Annotated in this window: 20 protein-coding genes and 1 rRNA gene; 9 read left to right on the top strand and 12 right to left on the bottom strand. The window is 61.1% G+C overall.

Going from position 1 to position 22,736, the window contains the following annotated elements; translation table 11 throughout:
* Window positions 1-18 precede the first annotated feature (18 nt).
* Entirely contained in the window at window positions 19-1,245 is a 1,227-nt protein-coding gene (locus BMH52_RS21520) for a TolC family protein (protein ID WP_073844987.1), read from the bottom strand.
* Window positions 1,246-1,354: 109 nt separating this feature from the next.
* The gene (locus BMH52_RS21515; RefSeq protein WP_014716792.1) at window positions 1,355-2,260 is read right to left on the bottom strand and encodes a cation diffusion facilitator family transporter; all 906 of its coding nucleotides are present in this window, start codon (window positions 2,258-2,260) and stop codon (window positions 1,355-1,357) included.
* A gap of 217 nt (window positions 2,261-2,477) precedes the next feature.
* On the opposite strand from BMH52_RS21515, the gene BMH52_RS21510 reads away from it, so the two are divergent.
* Complete coding sequence (locus tag BMH52_RS21510) at window positions 2,478-3,848, top strand: gluconate:H+ symporter (protein ID WP_014716791.1); 1,371 nt, start codon at window positions 2,478-2,480, stop codon at window positions 3,846-3,848.
* Between the two features lie 3 nt (window positions 3,849-3,851).
* On the opposite strand, the gene BMH52_RS21505 is transcribed toward BMH52_RS21510, so the two are convergent.
* Window positions 3,852-5,141 carry an MFS transporter gene (locus BMH52_RS21505; protein ID WP_020301437.1) on the bottom strand — a complete coding sequence of 430 codons (1,290 nt, stop codon included), beginning with the start codon at window positions 5,139-5,141 and terminating at the stop codon, window positions 3,852-3,854.
* Window positions 5,142-5,327: 186 nt separating this feature from the next.
* Here BMH52_RS21505 and BMH52_RS21500 point away from each other — a divergent pair, with 186 nt between their 5' ends.
* The gene (locus BMH52_RS21500) at window positions 5,328-6,746 is read left to right on the top strand and encodes a short-chain fatty acid transporter (protein WP_073844985.1); all 1,419 of its coding nucleotides are present in this window, start codon (window positions 5,328-5,330) and stop codon (window positions 6,744-6,746) included.
* Between the two features lie 68 nt (window positions 6,747-6,814).
* Here BMH52_RS21500 and BMH52_RS29700 read toward each other — a convergent pair whose 3' ends face one another.
* Window positions 6,815-6,952, bottom strand: a complete 138-nt coding sequence (locus BMH52_RS29700) for a hypothetical protein (RefSeq protein WP_230633863.1) — start codon at window positions 6,950-6,952, stop codon at window positions 6,815-6,817.
* Window positions 6,953-7,033: 81 nt separating this feature from the next.
* Window positions 7,034-7,324, bottom strand: coding sequence for a nucleotidyltransferase family protein (locus tag BMH52_RS21490; protein WP_032893707.1), 291 nt, complete (start codon window positions 7,322-7,324; stop codon window positions 7,034-7,036).
* 155 nt (window positions 7,325-7,479) lie between these two features.
* Between BMH52_RS21490 and acpA the strand changes: the two genes are divergently transcribed.
* From acpA to BMH52_RS21475, 3 genes are all read left to right on the top strand, one after another.
* The gene (gene acpA, locus BMH52_RS21485) at window positions 7,480-9,180 is read left to right on the top strand and encodes an acid phosphatase (RefSeq protein ID WP_073844983.1); all 1,701 of its coding nucleotides are present in this window, start codon (window positions 7,480-7,482) and stop codon (window positions 9,178-9,180) included.
* A gap of 119 nt (window positions 9,181-9,299) precedes the next feature.
* On the top strand, window positions 9,300-10,469 hold the full coding sequence (locus tag BMH52_RS21480; protein ID WP_072434126.1) for a hypothetical protein: 1,170 nt from the start codon (window positions 9,300-9,302) through the stop codon (window positions 10,467-10,469).
* Between the two features lie 135 nt (window positions 10,470-10,604).
* The gene (locus BMH52_RS21475) at window positions 10,605-11,120 is read left to right on the top strand and encodes a hypothetical protein (protein ID WP_014716787.1); all 516 of its coding nucleotides are present in this window, start codon (window positions 10,605-10,607) and stop codon (window positions 11,118-11,120) included.
* Here BMH52_RS21475 and can read toward each other — a convergent pair.
* A complete protein-coding gene (can, locus tag BMH52_RS21470) occupies window positions 11,117-11,761 on the bottom strand; it encodes a carbonate dehydratase (protein WP_003188288.1) in 645 nt (214 codons plus the stop codon). The genes BMH52_RS21475 and can overlap by 4 nt on opposite strands.
* A 138-nt stretch (window positions 11,762-11,899) precedes the next feature.
* On the opposite strand from can, the gene BMH52_RS21465 reads away from it, so the two are divergent.
* A complete protein-coding gene (locus tag BMH52_RS21465) occupies window positions 11,900-12,304 on the top strand; it encodes a serine kinase/phosphatase (RefSeq protein ID WP_073844981.1) in 405 nt (134 codons plus the stop codon).
* Window positions 12,305-12,437: 133 nt separating this feature from the next.
* Here BMH52_RS21465 and rimI read toward each other — a convergent pair whose 3' ends face one another.
* On the bottom strand, window positions 12,438-12,890 hold the full coding sequence (gene rimI / locus BMH52_RS21460) for a ribosomal protein S18-alanine N-acetyltransferase (protein ID WP_003188286.1): 453 nt from the start codon (window positions 12,888-12,890) through the stop codon (window positions 12,438-12,440).
* Entirely contained in the window at window positions 12,883-13,629 is a 747-nt protein-coding gene (locus BMH52_RS21455) for an energy transducer TonB (RefSeq protein ID WP_073844979.1), read from the bottom strand. The genes rimI and BMH52_RS21455 overlap by 8 nt, the downstream gene beginning before the upstream one ends.
* 187 nt (window positions 13,630-13,816) lie before the next feature.
* On the opposite strand from BMH52_RS21455, the gene mksB reads away from it, so the two are divergent.
* The 3 genes from mksB to mksF are packed head-to-tail and all read left to right on the top strand — an operon-like array spanning window position 13,817 to window position 18,628.
* Window positions 13,817-15,094: an Mks condensin complex protein MksB gene (mksB, locus tag BMH52_RS21450; protein WP_014716784.1), complete on the top strand. Its 1,278-nt coding sequence runs from the start codon at window positions 13,817-13,819 to the stop codon at window positions 15,092-15,094.
* Window positions 15,084-15,791: an Mks condensin complex protein MksE gene (gene mksE, locus BMH52_RS21445; protein ID WP_072434123.1), complete on the top strand. Its 708-nt coding sequence runs from the start codon at window positions 15,084-15,086 to the stop codon at window positions 15,789-15,791. Before mksB ends, mksE begins: the two co-directional genes overlap by 11 nt.
* The gene (gene mksF, locus BMH52_RS21440) at window positions 15,788-18,628 is read left to right on the top strand and encodes an Mks condensin complex protein MksF (RefSeq protein WP_060766653.1); all 2,841 of its coding nucleotides are present in this window, start codon (window positions 15,788-15,790) and stop codon (window positions 18,626-18,628) included. Before mksE ends, mksF begins: the two co-directional genes overlap by 4 nt.
* A gap of 186 nt (window positions 18,629-18,814) precedes the next feature.
* Here mksF and BMH52_RS21435 read toward each other — a convergent pair whose 3' ends face one another.
* The 4 genes from BMH52_RS21435 to rrf form a co-directional block, all read right to left on the bottom strand.
* Window positions 18,815-21,118: a PqiB family protein gene (locus BMH52_RS21435; protein ID WP_019817032.1), complete on the bottom strand. Its 2,304-nt coding sequence runs from the start codon at window positions 21,116-21,118 to the stop codon at window positions 18,815-18,817.
* The gene (locus tag BMH52_RS21430; protein ID WP_072434121.1) at window positions 21,111-21,734 is read right to left on the bottom strand and encodes a paraquat-inducible protein A; all 624 of its coding nucleotides are present in this window, start codon (window positions 21,732-21,734) and stop codon (window positions 21,111-21,113) included. Before BMH52_RS21430 ends, BMH52_RS21435 begins: the two co-directional genes overlap by 8 nt.
* The gene (locus tag BMH52_RS21425; RefSeq protein WP_019817034.1) at window positions 21,721-22,380 is read right to left on the bottom strand and encodes a paraquat-inducible protein A; all 660 of its coding nucleotides are present in this window, start codon (window positions 22,378-22,380) and stop codon (window positions 21,721-21,723) included. The genes BMH52_RS21430 and BMH52_RS21425 overlap by 14 nt, the downstream gene beginning before the upstream one ends.
* 196 nt (window positions 22,381-22,576) lie before the next feature.
* Window positions 22,577-22,681 (bottom strand): 5S ribosomal RNA (gene rrf / locus BMH52_RS21420).
* Window positions 22,682-22,736: the final 55 nt, after the last annotated feature.

Below are 22,736 nucleotides of genomic sequence, written 5' to 3'. Positions count from 1 at the left end.
AGAAGACTCCAGGAAAAATCAAAAGCGGGCGAGGTCGCCGTAAATGCGTTCGATGCGTACCCAGGCCTCGGTGGCCTGGGCGGTGGCCGCAAGGTATTGGGTGCGGGCCGCGATCAAGGTGCGCTGGGCGTCGAGCACGTCGAGGAAGTTGAACTTGCCCATCTCGAAGCCACGGGTGGCGCTGTCTACCGCACTTTGTGCGGCGGGCAGGATCTGCTGGTTGAACGCGCGCACTTCGGTATTCGCGGTCTGCCACAGGTCCAGGGCCTGGCGGGTTTCGGTGCGCAGGCGCAGCTCCGCGGCGTTGCGCAGGTCGCGGGCCTGGTCGGCGCGTCGGGTGGCCGCGAGGATGTTGCCCTGGTTGCGGTTGAACAACGGGATCGGCATCGACACGCCCACCAGGTTCACCCGTTCGCGCACGCTGGCGTCGTATTGGCTGCCGATGGACACGTCCAGGTCCGGAATGCGCTGGGCTTTTTCCAGGCCCACGCTGGCTTCGTTCTGCACAATGTTGAGTTCGGCCAGGCGCAATTCGGCGGTCTGCTCAACGCGTGCCAACAATGGCGCGGCGGCGGGTAACGCCGGTACGGAAGTGCTTGGCGTGGCGACGACCTGGAAGTCGGTGGCGGCGCTGCCGGTGCTGGTGGCCAGACGACGGTAGGCGTCAGTGAGGCCAATCTGGGCGCGGTTCAATTCCAGGCGGATTTCCGACACCTGCACCTGGGCGCGAGTGGCTTCCACGGGTGACGACTTGCCAGCAGTGACGCGCCCGTTGGCGACCACCAGGCCGCGCTCGGCAAGCGTCATGGAGCGTTGCGCCAGGTCAAGGCGTTCCTGGGCGCGCAGGGCGCCGTAGTAGCTGTCGATGATCTCGGCACGCAACTGGTTGCGACGCTGCTCCAGGGTCAGCGCGGCGGCATCCTGGGCGCGGGTGGCCACCTCGATGCGCGCACCGCGCTTGCCGCCCAGTTCCAGGGTCTGGCTGAGTTTGATGTTGGTAGTGCGGCTGTTGCGGCGGGTGTCTTCGGCGTCCCAGGAGGCCACCGGGTTGGGGATCAAGCCGGCCTGTTGGCGGCCGCCTTCGGCGATGTCGATTTCCCATTGTGCGGCCGCCAGGTCCGGGTTGTTGGCGAAGGCGGTTTGCAAGGCAGCATCGAGGGTGAGGGGTTGTGCCTGGGCGGCGTTTGCGGATATCCACACTGCCAATGCCGCCGCCCCCAACAGTGTTCTAACAAAAATTGCCATAACGAGAGTTCCACGCCCATGAAGTCGCTGAGGTTTCCCAGCGGGGGCAATGTAGCTTTCGGTACTTATCAGGGCCGTGGGCGAAAGATTACAAATCCGTTAGCCAGGCTCAGGCATGCACTTCGTCGTGATCGTCATGTTGAAAACCCTCGCCCTCGACCTGGATCGTGGCGTGGGAAATATCGAACTGTTCGTGCAGTAACTCCGTCACTCGGCTGAGGATCTGTTGCTCAGTGCCCTGGGACGCATCCGCGACCAGATGCGTACTCAGCACGTTCTTGCCACTGGTGAGGGCCCAGATATGCAGGTCGTGCACGTCCCTGACCCCCGGCACGCTGCGGATGGCCTGCTCCACCTGCTCGATGTCCACACCCTCCGGCACACCTTGCAGCAGGATGTTCATGCTCGCCTTGAGCAACGTCCAGGTGCGCGGCAATACCCAAAAGCCAATGGCGGCCGCGACCACGGAGTCAACCCAACCCCAGCCAGTGAACATGATCACCAGCGCGGCAATGATCACGCCGACGGAGCCCAGCATGTCGCTCCAGACTTCCAGGTAGGCGCCCTTGACGTTAAGGCTCTCGCCACTGGCAGCGCTGAGCAGGCGCATGGAGATCAGGTTGACCACCAGCCCCAGCAGCGCAATCACCAGCATGCCGGTGGACTGGATTTCGGCGGGCGCCTGCAGCCGCTGGTAAGCCTCGTACAAGATGTAGAACGCCACGGCGAACAGCAGTAATGCATTGAAGGCGGCCGCCAGGATCTCGAACCGCGCATAACCGAAGGTGCGCTTGCGGTCTGCCGGGCGCTTGGCGACCTGGATCGCCACCAGGGAAATCGCCAGGGCCAGGGCGTCGGTCATCATGTGCGCTGCATCGGACAACAGCGCCAGGCTGCCGGTGACAAAGGCGCCGATGACTTCGGCCAGCATGAAACTGCCGGTCAGCCCCAGGGCGATCCATAACTTGCGTTCGTGGCCGGCGCGTACTTGGGCGTGGCTGTGTCCTGCGCTCATGAAATGTCCTCGTGGGTTGGGATGGGGCGGATCATAGAGCTATAGGCCAGTTCCACTGGCATGGTTTGCAAAATTGTCATCTGAGCGCCAGAGCGTCGTTAGCTTCGGGCGCACCAAAATCGTTCATGCACGCGTTGGGGGAGCGCTATCAGGTATGCTTTTCAGGCTGAAACAAAAAGAAACACATTAGCCAACCTGCTCGATAAGGAGTCCCGTCTTGGAGTTATCGACTGCCGCGTGGATGGTTCACGACACCCGCCTCATGCTCTGCGTACTGTTGGCGATCGCCAGCATCATTGTGCTAATCAGCGCGACCAAACTGCCGCCCTTCCTGTCGATTTTGATCGGCACCTTTATCGCCGGGGTCGGCGCCGGCCTGCCGCCGGAAGAAGTGGCAAAGGCGTTCAGTAAAGGCGCCGGGGCGATTCTCGGCGAAGCCGGGATCATCATTGCCCTGGGTGCGATGCTCGGCGCGCTGATGGCCGAATCCGGCGCGGCCGACCGTATTGCCACCACGTTGCTCGGGCTGGGTAAAGGCAAGTCATTGCCCTGGGTGATGGCGTTGGTTGCCATGGTGATCGGCCTGCCGCTGTTCTTCGAAGTGGGCCTGGTGATGATGGTGCCGATCATCTTTGTGATGGCCAAGCGTTCAAACCAGCCATTGCTGAAAATCGCCATCCCTGCGCTGGCGGGCATGACCACCCTGCATGCCTTGATGCCGCCGCATCCGGGGCCGCTGATCGCCGTGGGCGCATTGCACGCCGACCTGGGCCTGACCATGTTGCTGGGCTTTTGCCTGGCGGTGCCGGCCGTGATCCTGGCAGGGCCGCTGTATGGCAATTGGCTGTCCAAGCGCCTGCACGTGGATGAACCGGCGGATATCGGCGCCTTGTTCAGCGCACCGCCCAAGGCCCCGCGCCAGCCGAGCTTCGGTGTGTCATTGCTGATCATTCTGTTGCCGGTGATCCTGATGCTCGGCAGCACCTTGGCCAAAGTCGCGTTGGCGCCGGAAAGCACCCTCGCCCTGACCTTGAAATTCCTCGGTGAACCACTGGTCGCCCTCGGCCTGGCCGTAATCGCCGCGGTCGTCTGCCTGGGTTGGGCGGCGGGCATGCCACGCGCCGACGTCGGCAACACCCTGCGCAAAGCCCTGGCGCCTATCGCCGTACTGCTGCTGACCATCGGCGCCGGCGGCGGCCTCAAGCAAACCCTGCTGGACGCCGGCGTCAGCCAGACCATCAGCAAAGTCGCCGAAGGCGCGCACATGCCCTACTTGCTGCTGGCCTGGCTGATTGCCGTGGCCCTGCGCCAGGCCACCGGTTCGGCCACCGTGGCCACCACCACGACCGCCGGCATCCTCGCGCCGATGATGGCCGGGTTGGCGGCGACTCAAAGCTCATTGGTCGCCCTGGCCATCGGCGCCGGCTCGGTGTTCTTCTGCCACGTCAACGACGCCGGGTTCTGGATGGTGCGTGAGTACTTTGGCTTGCAGTTGAAGCAGACGATCTGGGTGTGGTCGGTGCTGCAGACGATTGTTTCGGTGGTTGGGTTGGCGGGTACCTTATTGCTCTGGCACTTCCTGACCTGACCCTCAGGCGGCCAAGGTGTGGCGCTTGCCAAACAGCGCCACACTCGCTACCCCGACCGCCCCCATCACCACGCAATACCCCACGCAGATCCACGGGCTGGTTGGCATCAGCGCGATCAACAACAACGGTGTAGTACTTGCCCAGAGTGCGTAGGCAATGTTGTAGGTGAAGGAAATGCCCGACACCCGCACCTGCGCCGGAAACAGCCCGACCATCACCGACGGCACCGCGCCCACCACGCCGCAACTCAGGCCCGCCACGGCATACGCCGCGCCGAGCCACACGCCGCCGGCGATCAGGCTGGCGTACAGCAGCGCAATGCCCACCGGCAGCAACAGGCTGTAGACCAATACCGCGCGCCACGCGCCGATGCGGTCCACCAGCAGGCCAGCGAGGACGCAGCCGATATTCAGGAAGACGATGCCCAGGGCACTCAGAGCGAAGGTGTGGCTGGGGCTCATGCCGAAGGTTTTCTGCATCATGGTCGGGGTGATGACCACCAGCACCACCACGGCAGACGTCAGCACGCAGGTGAGGATCATCGCCGGCAGCAGCACGGCGCGATGGTCGCGCAGCACGGTGCGCAAGGGCATTTCGGCGGCGGCTTGGCGACGCGCCTGCATCTCTAGGAATACCGGGGTCTCGCTGAGCCAGCGGCGCAGCCATACGCCGATCACGCCGAATACGCCGCCGAGCAGGAAGGGGAAGCGCCAGGCGTAGTCGAGGATCTCGGCGGGGGTGAAGACTTGCGCGAGCAAAGTGGCGGTCAGTGCCCCCAGCAGGTAACCGAAGGTCAGGCCGGCCTGCAAAAAACCCAAGGCATAGCCACGATGGTGACGCGGTGCGTGCTCGGCGACGAAGGTCCAGGCGCTGGGCACTTCGCCGCCCACCGCTGCGCCTTGCAGCACGCGCAGCGCCAGCAGGATCAGCGGGGCGAAATAGCCGATTTGCGCGTAGGTCGGCATGACGCCGATCAGCAGGCAGGGCAAGGCCATCATGAGAATGCTCAGGCTGAAGACGCGCTTGCGTCCCAGGTGGTCTGCAAAGTGCGCCATCAGGATGCCGCCCAGTGGACGGGCGAGGTAACCGGTGACGAAGATGCCAAAGCTTTGCAGCAGGCGCAGCCACTCGGGCATTTCTGGGGGGAAGAACAGTTGGCTGAGGGTCAGCGCAAAGAACACGAAGATAATGAAGTCGTAGATTTCCAGGGCTCCACCCAAGGCGGCCAGGCCCAGGGTTTTGTAGTCGGAGCGGGAAAAACGCTGCGCCCGTGGGGAAAAGGTGGCAGTCATGTGCAGGCTCGGCAGACAAACAAAATGGCGTGCAGGTTATGAGCTGAGCCCATCGATGGCAATCGCGGCGGATATATTTGTTTTCCTCATTGATCGTTGAAGATAACTACATTCCCAAATCAATGGCCGTAGAGGAACATGCCGTAAAACTGCCAAACCCCATAATAACTACAAGAGGAAAGACTCGTGGCCGATGCTATCGAAGACAGCCGCTATGCCCGATTTGCCCTGCGTTGCTCCAACTTCGCCGAGCGCTGGTTTCCTGACTCCTGGGTGTTTGCCGCCCTTGCCGTGATCATCGTCGCCGTGGCGACCCTGGGCATGGGCGCGGCACCGGCCGAAGCGGCCAAGGCATTTGGCGATGGGTTCTGGAGCCTGATCCCGTTCACCATGCAGATGGCCTTTGTGGTGATCGGCGGTTACGTGGTCGCCAGCTCACCACCCGCAGTAAAATTGATCGACCGCCTGGCACGTATTCCCAAGAATGGCCGTTCGGCCGTGGCCTGGGTGGCGTTGATTTCCATGGTGGCTTCATTGCTTAACTGGGGCCTGTCCCTGGTGTTCGGCGGTTTGTTGGTAAGGGCATTGGCCCGACGCACGGACTTGCACATGGACTACCGCGCCGCTGGCGCTGCGGCGTACCTTGGCCTGGGGGCCGTATGGGCGCTAGGGCTATCGTCGTCGGCCGCGCAGTTGCAGGCCAACCGGGCCAGCTTGCCGCCGTCGATCCTGTCGATCACTGGGATGATCCCGTTCACCGAGACTATTTTTTTGTGGCAATCCGGCGTGCTGTTGCTGGCGCTGATCGTAGTGTCGCTGATCATCGCCTACGCCACCGCGCCTGGCCCCAACAGCGCCCGGGATGCCAAGGCCTGCGGCATTGACCCGGCCTTCAACCTGCCCAAGCCACAGGCGCCGACACGCCCCGGTGAATGGCTGGAACACAGCCCGTTGCTGACGATTCTGCTGGCGTTGCTGGCGGCCGGCTGGCTGTTCCATGAGTTCTCGACCAAGCCGGCAATCAGCGCCATCTCGGGGCTCAATACCTATAACTTCCTGTTCATCATGGTGGGCGCGCTGCTGCACTGGCGCCCGCGCAGCTTCCTCGATGCCGTGGCCCGTGCGGTGCCGACCACCACCGGCGTGCTGATCCAGTTCCCGCTGTACGGTTCGATCGCCGCGCTGATGACGGTAGTCAAGGGCGGCGACGGCCAGACCCTGGCGCACCACATCTCGACGTTCTTCACCTCCATCGCCTCACACGACACCTACGCCCTGCTGATGGGTGTGTACTCGGCAGTGCTGGGCTTCTTCATCCCCTCGGGTGGCGGCAAGTGGATCATCGAAGCGCCGTATGTGATGCAAGTGGCCAATGACCTGCAATACCACCTGGGCTGGGCGGTGCAGATCTACAACGCCGCCGAGGCGCTGCCGAACTTGATCAACCCGTTTTATATGTTGCCGTTGCTGGGTGTGCTGGGGCTGAAGGCGCGGGATTTGATCGGGTTTTCATTTGTGCAGTTGCTGGTGCATACGCCGCTGGTGTTGTTTCTGCTGTGGGCGTTGGGAACGACGCTGAAGTATTTGCCGCCTGTGATGCCCTGAATAACGGGTGACCGCAACTGTTGGTAAACAGTTGCGGTCAAGGATTTACAGGAAGGCGTGCCAATAGATCAGGTAATGCACTCTGTACAAGGAATATGTGAATGGCGTGCCGCGAAGTCCGGATGCTGATCCATGATTTTCGTCGACACTTCACCAATGATGATCAGGCTCATGACCACAGCTTGTTGTGTTCGCCGGTCCTCCAAAAACTCTTCTTTGCTCAAGCCCTCTACAAAAGTGATCGCGTCAGTGGCAGCTTGCCAGATAATCCCCTAGCCGACTTTCCGTCATACTGGCCGGGCCTCCGCTAGCACTTTATCGCGAAACTTCAAAGGCAAGTCGCCAGGCGTAAGCAGGTCGACATTAACGCCGAGCAAGTCCTCAAGCTCGACCTGCAACCCACCGAGATCAAAGAGCGTTGTGCCCGGCGGCGCGTCTACCAGCAAATCAAGATCACTGCCTTCTTGGTCAGTCCCCATCAGTACCGACCCAAATACTCTGGGATTGGAAATACGGAAACGTCCGACCACTTCTCGTACAGCCGTTCGTTGCAGATCAAGTGCAGTTGAAGGTCTCACGACTCATCTCAGTGATGTGCATCAGAAGGGCAGTCTAGCAGCGCTTGAGCTGTGTAGACACGCCCCGCCCATCACACGCCTGTCTTTGTTCCGTCACATTCCATTGCTACCGTCCTGCGAAATATCTTGCAACATCTCGCCAAGGATTCCTCGCAATGAGTGACGAGCACAACGACCACCCTGCCCACGACTGCGCCCCCAAAACGCCGGTAGACACCAGCCGTCGGCGCTTCCTCGGCGGTGCGGCGGTGTTGGGGGTGGGTGCAACCTTGAGTGCCTGCGGCAATACCAGCGAAGCACCGAGCCCACCCGTGACGCGGCCGCTCACGCCCCAGGAACTGGACAAAGCGCTGCGCGAGCAGGTGAAAACCGTGGTGGTGATTTACGCCGAGAACCGCAGCTTCAACAATCTGTTCGCAGATTTCCCCGGGGTGGAGAAACCGCTGTCGGCGTTAACCGCCAAGGACTTCCAGCAGCGCGACCGCGATGGCAGCGTATTGCCTGCCCTGCCACCGAGCTGGGGCGGTGTGTTGCAAGTCGGCCCACAAACGGTGGACGGGGTGACTTACCCCAGCGAAGTGCAATTCCAGCAAAACCTGCCCAACGCGCCGTTTGCCCTCAAAGGCCCGCAGGGCGAAGACCTGCCATTGAGCCTGGTGACTCGCGACCTGTGGCACGTGTTCTACCAGAACCAGATGCAGATCAACGGCGGCAAGAATGATGGTTTTGTCGCCTGGGGCGATTCCGGTGGGCTGGTGATGGGCCATTACGCCCAAAGCCGTTATGCCCTGCGCCTGTGGGACGTGGCCAAGGAGTTTGTGCTGTGCGATAACTTCTTCCAGGGCGCGTTTGGTGGCTCGTTCCTTAACCACCAGTACCTGATCAGCGCCACCGCGCCGTTTTATCCCAATGCCGCGCAGTCGGTGGCCAAAGCGCAGATCGCCACGCTGCAAAGCGATGACCCTCGCGGCACACGCCTCAAACCCTTGGACACGTCACCGGCCAGCGCCATGACCGGCCCGCCGCAATTCGGCCCCAGCGCACTGACACCCGATGGTTACGGGGTAAACACCCTGGCCCCGCCCTACTGGCCCACCTGGATCCGCGACCCGCAGAACCCGGATTATTCCAAGCCCGACCTGCCCAATGTGCTGGTGCCGCAAACCCACGAGCATATTGGCGACAAGCTGTCGAAGAAGAACATCGACTGGGCCTGGTACGTCGGTGCGTGGCAAGCCACCCTGGAGCAGTTCAAGGACTCCGGCGGCATCCCCAAGATTCCGAATTTCCAGTACCACCACCAGCCGTTCAATTACTTCAAACAGCAAGGGCCGCAAAACCCCGCAGAACGTGCCAAGCGCTTGCGTGACGGTGGCTTGGGCGATGAGTCGAGCACCAACCGGTTCTTCGCCGACGCCCAGACCGGCAAGCTGCCCGCCGTGAGCTTCTACAAACCCCAGGGCAACCTGAACATGCACGCCGGTTATGCCGACGTGGCCTCGGGCGACCGCCATATCGCCCGCGCCTTGAAGGTGCTGCAAGAAAGCCCGCAGTGGAAAAACATGGTGGTGGTGGTGACCGTGGATGAAAACGGCGGCTGGTGGGACCACGTGGCGCCGCCCCAGGGTGACCGCTGGGGCCCAGGCTCGCGGGTTCCGGCGCTGGTGGTGTCGCCGTTTGCCCGCAAAGGCACGGTGGACCATACGGTGTACGACACGGCATCGATCCTGCGTTTGATCACCCGGGTGTTCCAATTGGAGACCCTGGACGGCCTCAAGCAGCGTGATGACGCGATGATCGCGCGCGGCCAGAAGCCCATGGGCGATCTGAGCAATGCTCTGCAGTTCAGCCTGTAGGGGCTTATCCAATAACGACATGCCGGGCGATTTAACACGCGATTTTCCTGGTCAGCCGCTACTGTGTGCAGGTGGGCTTCCATCCCGCGCAGACGGGCTTCGCTGACAAGGAATTGACTATGTTTAAACCGACCAGGCTGTCCTTCACCCTCGCCGCACTACTGGCGAGTGCGGTCGTACAGGCCGACATCGAGGTGCCACTGGGCAGCACGCAGCGCGTCACCCAGTTGTTCGCGTACCCCAATAACTGCAACGTGATCTGCTTTCGGCCATGGTCACTGGAGCAGACGGCCGAACACTATTTGAACCAGAGCCTGCAACGTGACGGTTACAGCCGGGCCAAGGTCAGTGTTAAGACCCACGACGGTCAGGTCACGGCGACCTTCAGCGGCGTGCCAGACGGTTACGGCCAGCCACTGACCACGCTGCTCAATACCGCCGACCTGGCTTACCAAGGTGCGCGCCAGCTCAACAGCGATGGCAAATGGGCCTACAACTGGTACCTGTTCCTGCCGTTAGGCATGGCCTTGGAAAACCGCAAAAGCATTGAGCTGTTGCACTTCCCTCCGGATTACTCGCTGACCCAGGCTCAGGATTACCTGGAATCGGCCACCACCGACCGCTGGGCCACCTTGTTAAGCGAAAATGGCGTACCGGCCACGGAAACGCCGGCGTACCAGACCATCATCGATATCGCGCCCATCGCTGCACCGTCCAATGCCGGCAAAGACTTGGAAACTGTCTACGGGTATTTCACCGACTACCAGACCCGCATGGTCAAGGAGCTGAGCCTGCGCCCTGGCGGCGCATTGCCGATGGTGGCCTTCGGCGCGCCGGTGCGTAGCTGGATCCAGCAACAATACGGGCAAACCGTGGGCGTGCTGAGCCTGGCGCAGATCAGCCCGGAGCCTGGCAAAACCGTCTCGGTATTGGGCGCCAACCACCCCAGCTACATTTGGTATGCCGCCAGCCCCGACAGCTATGACGGTGACGAGCAAAAAGCCGACGACGCCGGCTTGAAAGTGATGGGCCAGGACTTGAGCGCCGCCTGCTGGCAAGCCGGCATGGGCCAGAAGCCCGCCAGCGATGCAAATGTATTGCTCAAGGCCTGCCAGAACACGTGGCAGGTCACGCGCAAGGAGCAGACGTGTGAGTTGTTCTACACCTCGGTGCGCCACCTGACACCCGAGCAGGCCAACGCCAAGTGCGCCACAGCGCCCATCAAGGCGCAGTTGAAACAGCTGAGAAATGCCGCCCCCGCCCCCACCGTCACGGCCCCTGCGCTTTAAGGTGAATAAACCGTTTCTACTGTCAACTTTGACAGTAGAAATCGGATCCCACTTCGGCGAATCTTGGGCCGCGCCCATTTGCTGCAAGACTGGCCGCCAGGTCCGCAGGTCCATGCAGCCCCGTTCAGGAGAGTGATGAAAACTCGAGCCATGGATAAGGCTAAAGCGGCTGTGAATGACGGCCTCTATCCCTTTGAGACGCTGCAGGTGGAACAGGGTTACCCCTCGACCGCACAATTCAAGGTCGTGCGATACCCTAATGGCAAGAGGGGTGGAATCAAGGCGCGCATCGACTTTGACAGTCGAGTACGCATCGCCCTGGTTTCAGGCTACGCAGTCAGCGAGCGCCGCTCGCATACGCTGCAACTGTCGTCGCGTATCCACTTGTACGATAGCTGGTTCTGCGGCCTGATACGGCACTCCTGCAAGCCGAACGTGCTCCTGGACACCACGTACATGGAACTATGGACCCTGAACACCATTACCGCAGGCAGCCTGCTGACCCTGGATTACGCCATAACCGAAGACGCGCTGTACCGGCAGTTCGCTTGCCATTGCGGCGAGCTGAACTGCCGGGGTTGGATCACCGGCAGCAAAGAGCCGTTGAACGCCCAAGGCCTGGCCTGGTGGCACGAAAACAAACGGCTCTAGGCTTCGCCCAACGGACGCAGGCGGTATTGCGGCGGCAGTTGCTCGAAGCCACTGATGGTGGTGTTCAAACTCTTCCAGCGACCGTCCTTGATGCCATAGATGCAGCCATGGATCGACAGGCTCTGCCCACGATGCCAGGCATTTTGCACAATGCTGGTGTGGCCGACGTTGGCCACCTGCTGGATCACGTTGAGCTCGCACATGCGGTCCACACGCTCTTCTTCGGTCGGCAACTGGGCCAGCACATCGCGGTTTTCGTAGTAAAGGTCGCGAATGGTGCGCAGCCAGCCATCGATCAGGCCGAACTGGCGGTCCTGCATCGACGCACGCACGCCGCCACAGCCGTAGTGGCCGGTGACGAGGATGTGTTTGACCTTGAGCACGTCCACCGCGTACTGGATCACCGACAGGCAGTTGAGGTCAGTGTGCAGCACCACGTTGGCCACGTTGCGGTGCACGAACAGGTCACCAGGCAACATGCCGACGATCTCGTTGGCCGGTACACGGGCATCGGAACATCCGATCCACAGGTATTCCGGGGTCTGCTGGCGGGCGAGCTTGGCGAAGAATTCGGGATCTTCCTGTTTGATCGCATCCGCCCAGCGTTCGTTGTTATCAAGCAGGTCTTGTAGTTCGTTCATCAGGGAAGCCTCAGGAATGATGCGCAGGTTTGTGACTGACAAGCCCTCGTCCGGGTCACGCCAGGCGCTAATTAGCTTGAATTTTTTGGCTGCCATGCCTGTCCACACACTATAAGCCCCACAGTATGAGGATTGGCCATGACTGAATCACGACGTCCCTACGGCGCAAGACAGCCGGAACCGATCGATGACAACGAAGATCGCATGGGTGAGATGCGCGAGCTGGATTTTGACGAGCAGGACCAGACTGCGGAAATCGGCGACGAGTTGCCGCGCCGTGAGCGCGACCATCTGATGCCCGACGAACGGGTGCGCGAAGCCGGGCTGACCGGCGCTTCGACGGATGATCATGAATCCACCGATGACGATATGAGCCCGCAGACGCTGATCCGTGAGGATGGCGCGCGGGATGCGCAGGAGCAAGGCGAAGACAATGCCGCCGACTACGACCTGAGCGTCGTGGGAGAAAATGACATTGGCGGCGGGAATGGCTTGGATGAGGCGGAACTGGCGGATCTGGACCCGCTGAACCGCAAGCGCTGATCGATCATCACCCTATGTAAGTGTAGGAGCGAGCTTGCTCGCGAAAAACCCACAGGCGACGCGTTCATCCAGGAAGCACGCGTTATCGTTGACGTTTTTCGCGAGCAAGCTCGCTCCTACAGCTCACGGTTTTTCAGTCGACGAGGGTGCAGGCCATCACAACCGCGTCTTCGCGGCCACCGACTGCCGGGTAGTAATCCCGGCGACGGCCGATCTCGTTGAAGCCATAACGCTCATACAGGCGAAACGCGCCGGTATTGCTGTCGCGCACTTCCAGGAAGCACTCCCGGGCATTGGCCGCATAGGCACGGGACATCAGGTGTTCCAACAAAGCCAGGCCCAGGCCACGGCCCTGGTTTTCCGGTTTCACGGTAATGTTCAGCAGGTGCGCTTCATCGAGGATGATCTGCACCACCCCATGCCCCACTTGCTGCTCGCCTTCGAACATCAGCCAGATCTGGTACTTGCCCAGCCCGTCGAGAAAAATCCCGCGGGTCCAGGGGTGGCTGAACGCCGCGTATTCGATTTTCAGCACGGCGTCGAGGTCGGCCTCGGTCATCGGGCGAAAGGATAAAGCCTCACTCATCAGTTGTTTTCCAGCGCGCCATCAGCCGGCGCATGGCTTGCCAGACATCAGCCTTACGCTGTGGCTCTTCCATTAATAATTCCAGGCCCGGCAGGGCCCACACCGACCCCAGGCCTTCAACCTGCAGCTCGCGGTACCAGGCCTCGGCGTTGGCTTCACCGGCAAACCGCACGGCGGGCAGGCCAATCAGCCACAGGCACACGCAGGGCTCGTCTTCCAGGCGTGCCGAGACAAACCCCTGGACGAAATCTCGTGCGGCCTCCGGGCCCTGGTCCATGGTGCCGCGCACCAGCAGCGGCCAGTGCACCGGCTCACCGACGATCTGAGGACTGTCAGGCAGGCCGGCGGCGCGCAGCATGTCCTTGAGCAACAGGTAGGCCGGGTCGCGGGACTGGAAACGCTCGCCGGTCGGCAGTTCCACCAGCAACAGGCAACGCCCGGCCCGCAGCAATTGCAGGGCAAAGCGTGGCGGCGGCACCACGGGCGCCTTGGCCACCGGCGCAGCCTCCTCCACCACCTTGGCAGCCTTGGTCGCCGGCGCAGGGCGCGGCACTTCGATCTTGGCCCGCTCGACCGCCGGGCGCGTCTCTGGGGTGGGTTTGACCACCGCCACGGGCGCGGCCGCCTCTTCTCCCGACGACTCGAACGCCTCGTAGGGCTCAAGCGCCTGCAACAACTCGGGCCGCGATGGTGCGGCAAACGGCAGTTCGGTGCGGGGCAGCCAGTTGACCACCTGCATGGCGGTCAAGTAAGCGCGACGTCGGGACTCGATAAGCACAGCTCGGCCACTTGTGGATAAGTAAAGAGCGGGGATTCTACCGCTGTTCGGCCACAATCGCCCACTGCGCACTGACCGGCTGTGGATAAATCCCGCGCCTGATGCAGTACAATCGCGACTTTTAATCGCCAACCAGCCGGCCATTCCCATGATCGAACCCAAGCGCGTCCTGCGCGCCCTCGCCGAACACTGGGCCTTACTTGAGCCTCTGTGCGAACACTTCGACCAAGGCACCCTGAGCCTGGGCGAGCTGCGCGCGCAATTGGCCGCCCAACAACTGGACAGCACGCCCCAGGACATCACCAGCCTGCTGGACGTGTGGATTCGCCTGGATATCCTGGTGCCTGTCGCCAAGAGCCCGAACCGTTTCGAGCTCAACGCGCAGATCCACGACTTCCTCGCCTATCTTCGCAAGGAGCACCGGCTTGGCCTGTGCCTGGAAATCGAAGCCTACCTGCGCCACCTGGAGCGCCTGGCCGGTTATATCCAGGACGCCTTCGACATCCGCGACGGCCATGACCTGGCTCGGCAACTGCGCCTGCTGGATATGCGCGTGCGCGACGTGCTGAAAAAACTTGCCAACGACGAACAGGCCCTCGCCGCCGTGGCTGACCGCGCCAAGACCAGCGACCGCCAGATTCCGTTGCGCCAGCGCTACGCCGAAGTACTGGCGACCTGGGACGAATACGTCGAGCCGATGATCCAGTTGGTGAACGCCGACGGCGCCTTCGAGCAAGGCGTGCGTAAGGTGGAAAACGTGCTGCTGCGCATGCTCACCGAGCAACAGCGTCTTGGCCACCTGGTGGACGACGACATGCTGCTGCGCACCCACGCACGCATTCTCGAAATGCAAACCAGCGCCCAGCTGACCTTGCGCCATGCACGGGAGTTGCTGCTGCCGCTGCGTGAAGAAGCACGCCGGCATAACGCCGTGACTCGCGGTGCGGCGCTGGCCCTGTCGGCGATTCGCCGCAAAGGCCTGGACGCGGTGCCGCAAGCGGCGATGCCGATGTTCACGCGGCCGCAAAGTACCTTCTTGGGCAGTGCCAGCCAGGTCGAAGCCTATGTGTACGCCTTGGCGAATTTCGAGCCGAAACCGGCGCGTTTCCCCAAGGCGCACAAGTCCCACAAAGGCGAAGCCCCGCGCGCACCGCGTACGGTCAAGGAAATGCTTGAACGCTGCGAAGACGCGTTGCCAATGCCGGACCTGATGACCTGGCTGCTGGAGCAGGAACCGGACGGCGCCACCGATGAATTGCTGTACTGGTTCTCGCGCCTGTCCCGGGAAAAACGCTTCAAGCGCGAGCGCCTGGAACGTCGCGATTACCACACCCACGAGCACCAGGTCAGCCTGCGCTCCTTCGCCCTGCTCCCGGCCGGCGTCGATGCCACCGAGAATTCTGCGAGCACGCCTTATGCATCTTGATCTATCCGAACTGTCCCAACTGGCGCCGATCTTTCGCGAGCTGTTCAAGGGTTACCACGTCAGCCGCCGCGACCCGGAGCTGTACGCGCAATTGTCGAACTTCCAGGACCAGTACCGCACGCTGTTCAAGGCGCTGGGCTTTGAGCTGGTATGCGATACCCGCGGTTTCTACTACTTCGTCCCGGACACCGCCGTGGCTGCCGCGCAGGTGAACAAAACCGCCCAGCGCCTGGCCTTGTTTACTTTCATCATCGTCGAACACCTGGCCGACCAAGGCCGCGACCCGGTTGCCGTGCTCGACGGCGGCAGCCTGGGCCGTGATGAATTGCCTTCGTTGCTGGAGAAATACCGTGACCTGTTTATCCAGGCCGAGGTGCAAACCCAGGAAGAACTCGAAGAAAAAATCATGCGCCGCATGACCCAACTGGGTTTTGCCAGCGAAGACAACGGTATCTACCGCTTCCTGCCGCCGATGCACCGCTTCCTGGATGTGTGCCTGTCGGTGCAGCAAGACCGCGACCTCGCCGCCAGCGTGCACAGCGTACTGCCACTGCCAGAACCGGTGATTATCGACGAAGACAGCGATGAGAAACTGCTGAAGACCGATGACCCGCTGGATTTGAGCGCCTTCACTGAGGAAAGCGAAGAAGATGCCCTGGCCCGTGCCATTGCCGAAGAACAGGAGACCGACGCATGAGTAAGGAACGCTACGGCATCCGCCGCTTCGCCCTATTGAACACCGCCGGTTACAGCCTGGGTTTGTTCCCGCTGGAAGAGCCGCTGTCGGTGTACGGCGCCAACAACCTGGGTAAATCCGCCTCGATCAACGCCTTGCAGTTCCCGATCCTGGCACGTATGTCGGACATGAGCTTCGGCAAGTACACCCTGGAACAATCACGGCGTTTCTACTTTGCCACCGACACCAGCTACATCCTGGTAGAAGTCTCGCTGCCCCACGGCCCCCACGTCATCGGCGTGGTCGGCCGCGGCCCGGGCGGCGGCTTTGGTCATCAGTTCTTTGCCTACGCCGGCAAGCTGGACCTGGCCCACTACCAGAAAAACGACACCTGCCTGCGCCAGAAAGAGCTGTTCACCAACCTTGAGCGCGAGGGCCTCAAAGCCTACGAACTCAAGCCTGATGAGCTGCGGCGCTTGCTGGTGGGCGGGCATACGTCGATCCCGCTGGACCTGACCCTGATTCCGCTGCGCTCCACCAGCGAGCAGAGCCTGAAGACGTTCCGCGCGCTGTTTATCAACCTGCTACACATGCGCGAAATCACCGCGGCCAAGCTCAAGCAACTGTTCCTTGATGCCTTCGAACACAGCCTGCGTTCGGGCAGTGTCGATTACATCGCAGCCTGTGAAGAAGCCTTCCGCGATGTGCGACGCATGGAGCAGGACTACAACTCGCTGGTGGCAGCCGGCCCCTTGGTTGAAGCCTTGGCCAATGGCGTGAAACAGCGCGACGCCCTGCGCGGCAAACTGCATCGCCTGTCGCCACTGCTGGATTCGTTGCTGGGCACCTGGTCGGACTACGCCAGTGCGCGCAAGGAAGAGCTGACCATCCAGGCCGAACACTACCGCAACGAGCAGGACGCGCTGCAAAACGACCAGCGCGGCGGCACACAGGAGCTGATGCGCCTGGAGCGGGAAATCAGTGGCATCCAGCGTTGGTTGGGCGAGTTGTCGGTGCTCAAGCACCGCTTTGCCCTGGTGGATGACGTCAAGATGCTGGAGCAGCAATTGCTCGCCGCCAAGGATGCCCACGATGAACTGGCGGGCGCCTTGGCGCAGTCGCGACAGTTCAGCGCCGAGGACCTGGACGAGCGCCTGCGCGACCTGGAAAAGCGCTTGAAGTCGGTCAAGCAGCAGCTCGATCACGCGGACAACAACAGCTACGCCAAGCTGCGCGAAGAGTTCTCGCAGCAGGATGTCGAACGCTTGATGCGCCTGTTCAACAGCTCGTTGTTCAGCCTGCCGCTGGGCGAACATGGCATCACGCTGGACGAAGACGGCCAGTGGGTCAAATCCCTGGAGCAGATCCTCGATAGCTTCAAGGGCGAGCGCTTTGAAGTGCCGGGGCTGTCCATCGATATCTCCCACATCGAGCCGCCGGCACTGCAAGCCCTGGCGGACCGCGCCGCGTTGCGTGACCAGAAAGAACGTCTGGAAAAAGAACTCAAGCAACTGAAAACCCAGCAGGCCGTGGCGTCCGACCGCGCTGCAAGCAAGACCCAGACCGAAGCGCTGTACCAGCAGGTGCTGGACGCCCAGAAGGCTTTGGAAGACTTCCGCCGCACCCAGACCCTGAGCGCCGAAGAAGGCGAGAAGCTGGAAAACCTGGCGCAGATGGAAGCCGCCCAGGACGAGTTGAAACGTTCCAGCGATGCCTTTACCGAGCGCGTCCAGCAACTGTCGGCCAAGCTGCAATTGGTCGGCCGCCAGATCGGCGATATGGAAGCCAAGCAACGCACGCTGGATGACGCCTTGCGCCGTCGTCAGCTCTTGCCGGCGGACCTGCCGTTCGGCACGCCATTCATGGACCCGGTCGACGACTCCATGGACAACCTGCTGCCGCTGCTCAATGACTATCAGGACAGTTGGCAGGGCTTGCTGCGCGCCGATGGCCAGATCGAAGCGCTGTACGCCCAGGTGCGTCTCAAGGGCGTGGCCAAGTTCGACAGCGAAGATGACATGGAGCGTCGCCTGCAGCTGCTGATCAACGCTTATGCGCACCGCACCGATGAGGCGTTGACGCTTGGTAAGGCACGTCGTGCGGCGGTCACCGATATCGCCCGTACCCTGCGCAATATCCGCAGCGACTACGACAGCCTTGAACACCAGTTGGCGCTGTTCAACCGCGAGATCAACAAGCGCCAGGTGTCCAACCTGCAGAGCTTTCGCATCGTGCTGGCGCCGAACAAGGAAGCCCTCAAGCATATCGACCAGATCATCCACAGTGCCGGTCAGTATGAAGAAGGCGAGACCCTCTCGGTGTTCGACCTCAGCCAGAGCGCCGAACAGGACAACAAGAACGAAGAAGCCAAGGAATACCTGGCTCGCCTGGTAGCCGCCAACCATAACCAGTTGGGCCTCAAGGACTTGTTCGAATTGGCGTTCGAGATCACCAAGGTCAACGGCCAGCCGGTGATCCATACCGACATCGACGGCGCTGCGTCCAACGGCACCACCATGACCATCAAGGCGCTGACCAACATGTACCTGTTGCTGCACTTGATGGACCGCGACCAGGCCGGTCGCGTACGGTTGCCGTACTACCTCGATGAAGCGGCAGACATCGATGAGAAGAACCAGGCCGCCTTGCTGGAAACCAGCTTGCAGCTGGGCTTCGTGCCGATCCTGGCGAGTGTAAAGCCGCAGGTCTCTGCCCAGGTGGCGATTGACCTGGAAGGCGGCAGCGGGCCGAACGGGATCTACATCGATGAGGCGGACTGGAAGTACATCCGTCGCCATGATGTGGTGAAGGCGACGATGAATGTACAGGCGGACGAGCCGGAGCTGGATGAAGTCTGACGGGTTGTACTGAAAGGCAAAAAGGCCGCGATCCTTTGGATCGCGGCCTTTTTTTCGGTTTGGGATTTGCGGTGTGTTTGTGGGCCTCATCGCGGGCAAGCCCGGCTCCCACAGGGATATGCATTTTCAGCAAGTATGCATTCCAACTATGGGAGCCGGGCTTGCCCGCGATAGCCGCGCCTCGGTTTATTTACCGAGTGGAATCTTAGGCGCCCAGGTCAGCCATTCATCCTCAAACTTGTCGAACAACGGGAACGTCTGCTGCGGCCGTGCCGGGTTACCCATGCGCTCGCCATCCGGGGTGGCAAAGGCGATCCCGCCGGCCACCAGCGTTTCCAGGGACTCGGTACGCACGGTCGCGCCCTTGAACAAGCCGAAGTCGAGGCCAAAGCCGCTGGTGTTCCAGAAGCGGCTGCCACTGCGTACCAGCGGCGCGTACTTGGGTTCGATCAGGATGTGCACCAGCACGCGGTCAGCGGTCTGGCCCAACTCGTAGCCGGTGACTTTACCCACCGTCACTTCACGGTAGGTGACCGGTACCCCTTCCTTCAGCGAACCACGGCGGGCAGCGCTGAGTGTGAGGCTCAGGCCAGCCTCCTGATGCACCGCTTCGGGCGGCTGGGCCAGGGCGACAAAACTCTTTTGCGGGCCGGCATTTTTCGCGGCCGGTTGCACTTCGATGTATTGGCCGGTGACCAGGGTCTCCAGGTTAGCCGTCTTCATCAGGCCCAGTTCCGGCTTGACCACCCAGAACTGACTGCCCGTACGCGCAATGCGGTCCGCGACCTGAGTGATACGCGCCTTGAGCAGCACCGACTGCATGTCGGCACTGAGGTCGACACTTTCGATCTTGCCGACATCCAACCCCTTGAAGCGCACCGGTGTGCCGGCGCTCAGGCCGTCGGCGCGGTCGACTTTGATGGTCACCAGAGTGCCGTGCTGGTTGGCGGCATCACGGTCGGCATACAGGCGAAAGCGCGGGATGCGATGTTTCAATGGCACATTCGGTTCCGGCGTTTCGAAGGCGATACCACCCGCCATCAGGCTGGCCAGGGACTCGCTTTTGACCTGGATGCCGCCGGTGAGGCCGCCCGTAAGGGTGACGCCGCTGGCATTCCAGAAGCGCGTCGAGCCGTTGACCAGGCTTTCGTATTCCTTCTCGATATGAACGCCGATCACCAGCTGTTTTTTCTTGCGTGAAAACTGGTAGCTCTGCACCGAACCGACTTTGACCTGTTTGTACAGAATCGGGCTGCCGACATCCAACGAGCCCAGGCTGTCGGTGAGCAGCACCATGTGCAGCCCCGGGGAACGCAGGTCCAAAGGCGGCGCCTTGGCGCGGGCTACGTATTCGCGTTGTGGCGGGGTGCCTTTGTCGCCTGGGCGAATCGCGATGTAGTTGCCCTTGACCAAGGCCTCCAGGCCAGTGATGCCTGCCAGGGAGATGGACGGCTTGACCACCCAGAATTGCGTGTCTTCGACCAGGTAATCTTCAGCCAATGGATCGAGGGTCAGCTCGGCGCTGGCGCTGGACAGGTCCGGATCGATCTTCAGGGTTTTCAGGCTGCCAACCTGGATACCTTTGTACATGACCGGCGTACGCCCGGCCTGCAGGCCTTCAAAGTCAGTGAGCTTGACCTTGACCTTGATCCCCGCTGCGGCGGCATCGAAATCTTCGTATAGGCGGAAAGGCAGGCTCGGATCGGTGGGCGGGCTGTCTTTGCGGTTTTCAGGAGTGGCGAAGGCGATACCTCCGGCGACAATGCTGGAGAGGGATTCGCTGCGCACTTTCAAGCCGGAAAGGTTGGCGTCGATACTGATGCCGCTGGCATTCCAGAAACGCGTGTGTTTGCGCACCAGGTTGGCGTAGGTCGGCTCGATATAGACCTTGATCTCGACGGTGCTCTGGTCTTCAGACAGCAGGTAGCTTTTAACCTGGCCGACCTGAATCTGCTTGTAGAACACCGGGCTGCCACGGTTCAGCGAGCCCAGGCGATCGGCCTTGAGGGTCAGGTGCAAGCCGGGCTTGGCGTCGGATAACGGCGGTTCTTCGGAGAGCGCCTTGAACTTGCGCGTGGGCTCGCCGTCACCGGGGCTGGCGGCGATGTAGTTACCTGAAACCAGGGTTTCCAAGCCGGTGATGCCGGCAAGGCTGACGCTGGGCTTGACCAACCAGAAGCGGGTGTTGGTCTTCAGGTACTGCTCAACGTCCTTGTTCATCTCGATGGTGGCGATCACCCCGCGATTGCTGCCCTCGTCATCCAGGGCCAGGGTTTTGACCTTGCCCACGGTCATGCCTTTGTAGACCACTTCGGTCTTGTTGATCTGAATGCCTTCACCGCTCTCAAAGCGAACTTGAATCTCGATACCTTGCTGGGAATAGGCACGCCACCCCAGCCAGCCACCGATGATCAGGGCAATCAGGGGCAACACCCAAATGGCCGACCAGTTAGAGGCTGGGCGGGTTTTAGCTTTAGGCAAATCACTCATGGTCGTCGTCCGACTCCGTGTTATCCCAAATCAGTCGGGGATCGAAAGTTACTGCGGCAAGCATCGTCAAGATCACCACACTGGCGAACGCCGCAGCGCCGAGGTTGGCCTCGACACTGGCGAGTCGCCCAAAGTTAACGACCGCCACCAGGATGGCGATCACGAAAATATCCAGCATGGACCAACGCCCAATGAATTCGATAAAGCGATACATCACAATGCGTTGTTGCGCGGACAGTGGCTGGTGACGCTGCACCGAGAACAGCAGCAAGCCAATGCCGACCAACTTGAAGGTCGGTACCAGGATACTGGCGATGAACACCACGGCAGCGATAGGAAACATCCCGTGCTGCACCAATTGGATGACACCCGACATGATGGTGCTGGGGTCGCCTTGCCCGAGGGAGCTGACCGTCATGATGGGTAACAGGTTAGCGGGGATATACAGGATTGCGGCGGTGATCAACAGTGCCCAGGTGCGTGTAAGGCTATTAGGGCGACGGGCATGGATCAACGCGCCGCAACGGTTGCAGAGTTGCTCATCGGTATCCGCTTCCTGCTTGTTCAACTCATGACATTCGGTACAAATCAGAATGCCTGCATCAATCGCCCGCATGGTCATCCTCTCCTGACAGCGCTTGCCAGATCTGATGAGGTGACATCACCACCTCAAGCAGAACTTGGACTATTAATAAACTGACGAAGCAGACCAGACCCAGGCCAATGGTGATGGAGGCCATATCGGCGAGCTTTACGATCGCCACCAGCACACCCATCAAGTAGACCTCCAACATCCCCCAATCCTTCATGTGGTGGTAGATGCGGTATAGCAGCAGCCCGTAGTTGCGACCAATGTTCCAGCGAATGCTGAGCAGCACTGCCAATTGGCACAGGAGCTTGAGCAAGGGGATGCCCATGCTGCACAGGAACACTACGGCGGCAACGCCTTGCATACCGGTATCGAACAGGCCGACCACGCCGCTCCACACGGTGTCCTCCGAGGACTGCCCGAGTAGATTGAGCTGCATGATGGGCAAAAAGTTCGCGGGGATGTACAGCAGCAGGGCTGCCAGTACCAAGGCGAGGCTGCGCTCGACCACATTGTGCCGATGAGCGTATAGCTCGTAACCACAACGTGGGCATTGGGCTTTTTCGCCGAGGGCGAGCGTTGGTTTGCGCATCAGCAAGTCGCACTCATGGCATGCCACCAGATCGTCTAGCGGTAAATCCGATACCTCGTGGGCATCAACCGGATCGGGCATAGATAGGGCTCTGACTCTAAAAATGGTTAGGTGGCTATTCTAGTGGTGTCGCTCAGAAATAACTGTGCAAATTTGTCGGGCCAGTCAGGTCGGAGTTTGGGCTGACATGTGTACGAGGGACAAGGCGGACACTTTTCGAGCGCGCAAAACAAAACCCCAACTGCTTTCGCAATTGGGGTTTCGGAATTTAATCTTGACGATGACCTACTCTCACATGGGGAAACCCCACACTACCATCGGCGATGCATCGTTTCACTGCTGAGTTCGGGATGGGATCAGGTGGTTTCACATATGCTCATAGTACGCTGTCGACGAGGTCGAGATGGTTGCAGCCGGGTGCCACCACTTGGTGAAAA

It is taken from the genome of Pseudomonas sp. BTN1 (assembly GCF_001907715.1).
Lineage (GTDB): Bacteria > Pseudomonadota > Gammaproteobacteria > Pseudomonadales > Pseudomonadaceae > Aquipseudomonas > Aquipseudomonas paracarnis.
The sequence above is the reverse complement of the archived record's forward strand: the minus strand, read 5'-3'. Positions and strand labels throughout refer to the sequence as shown.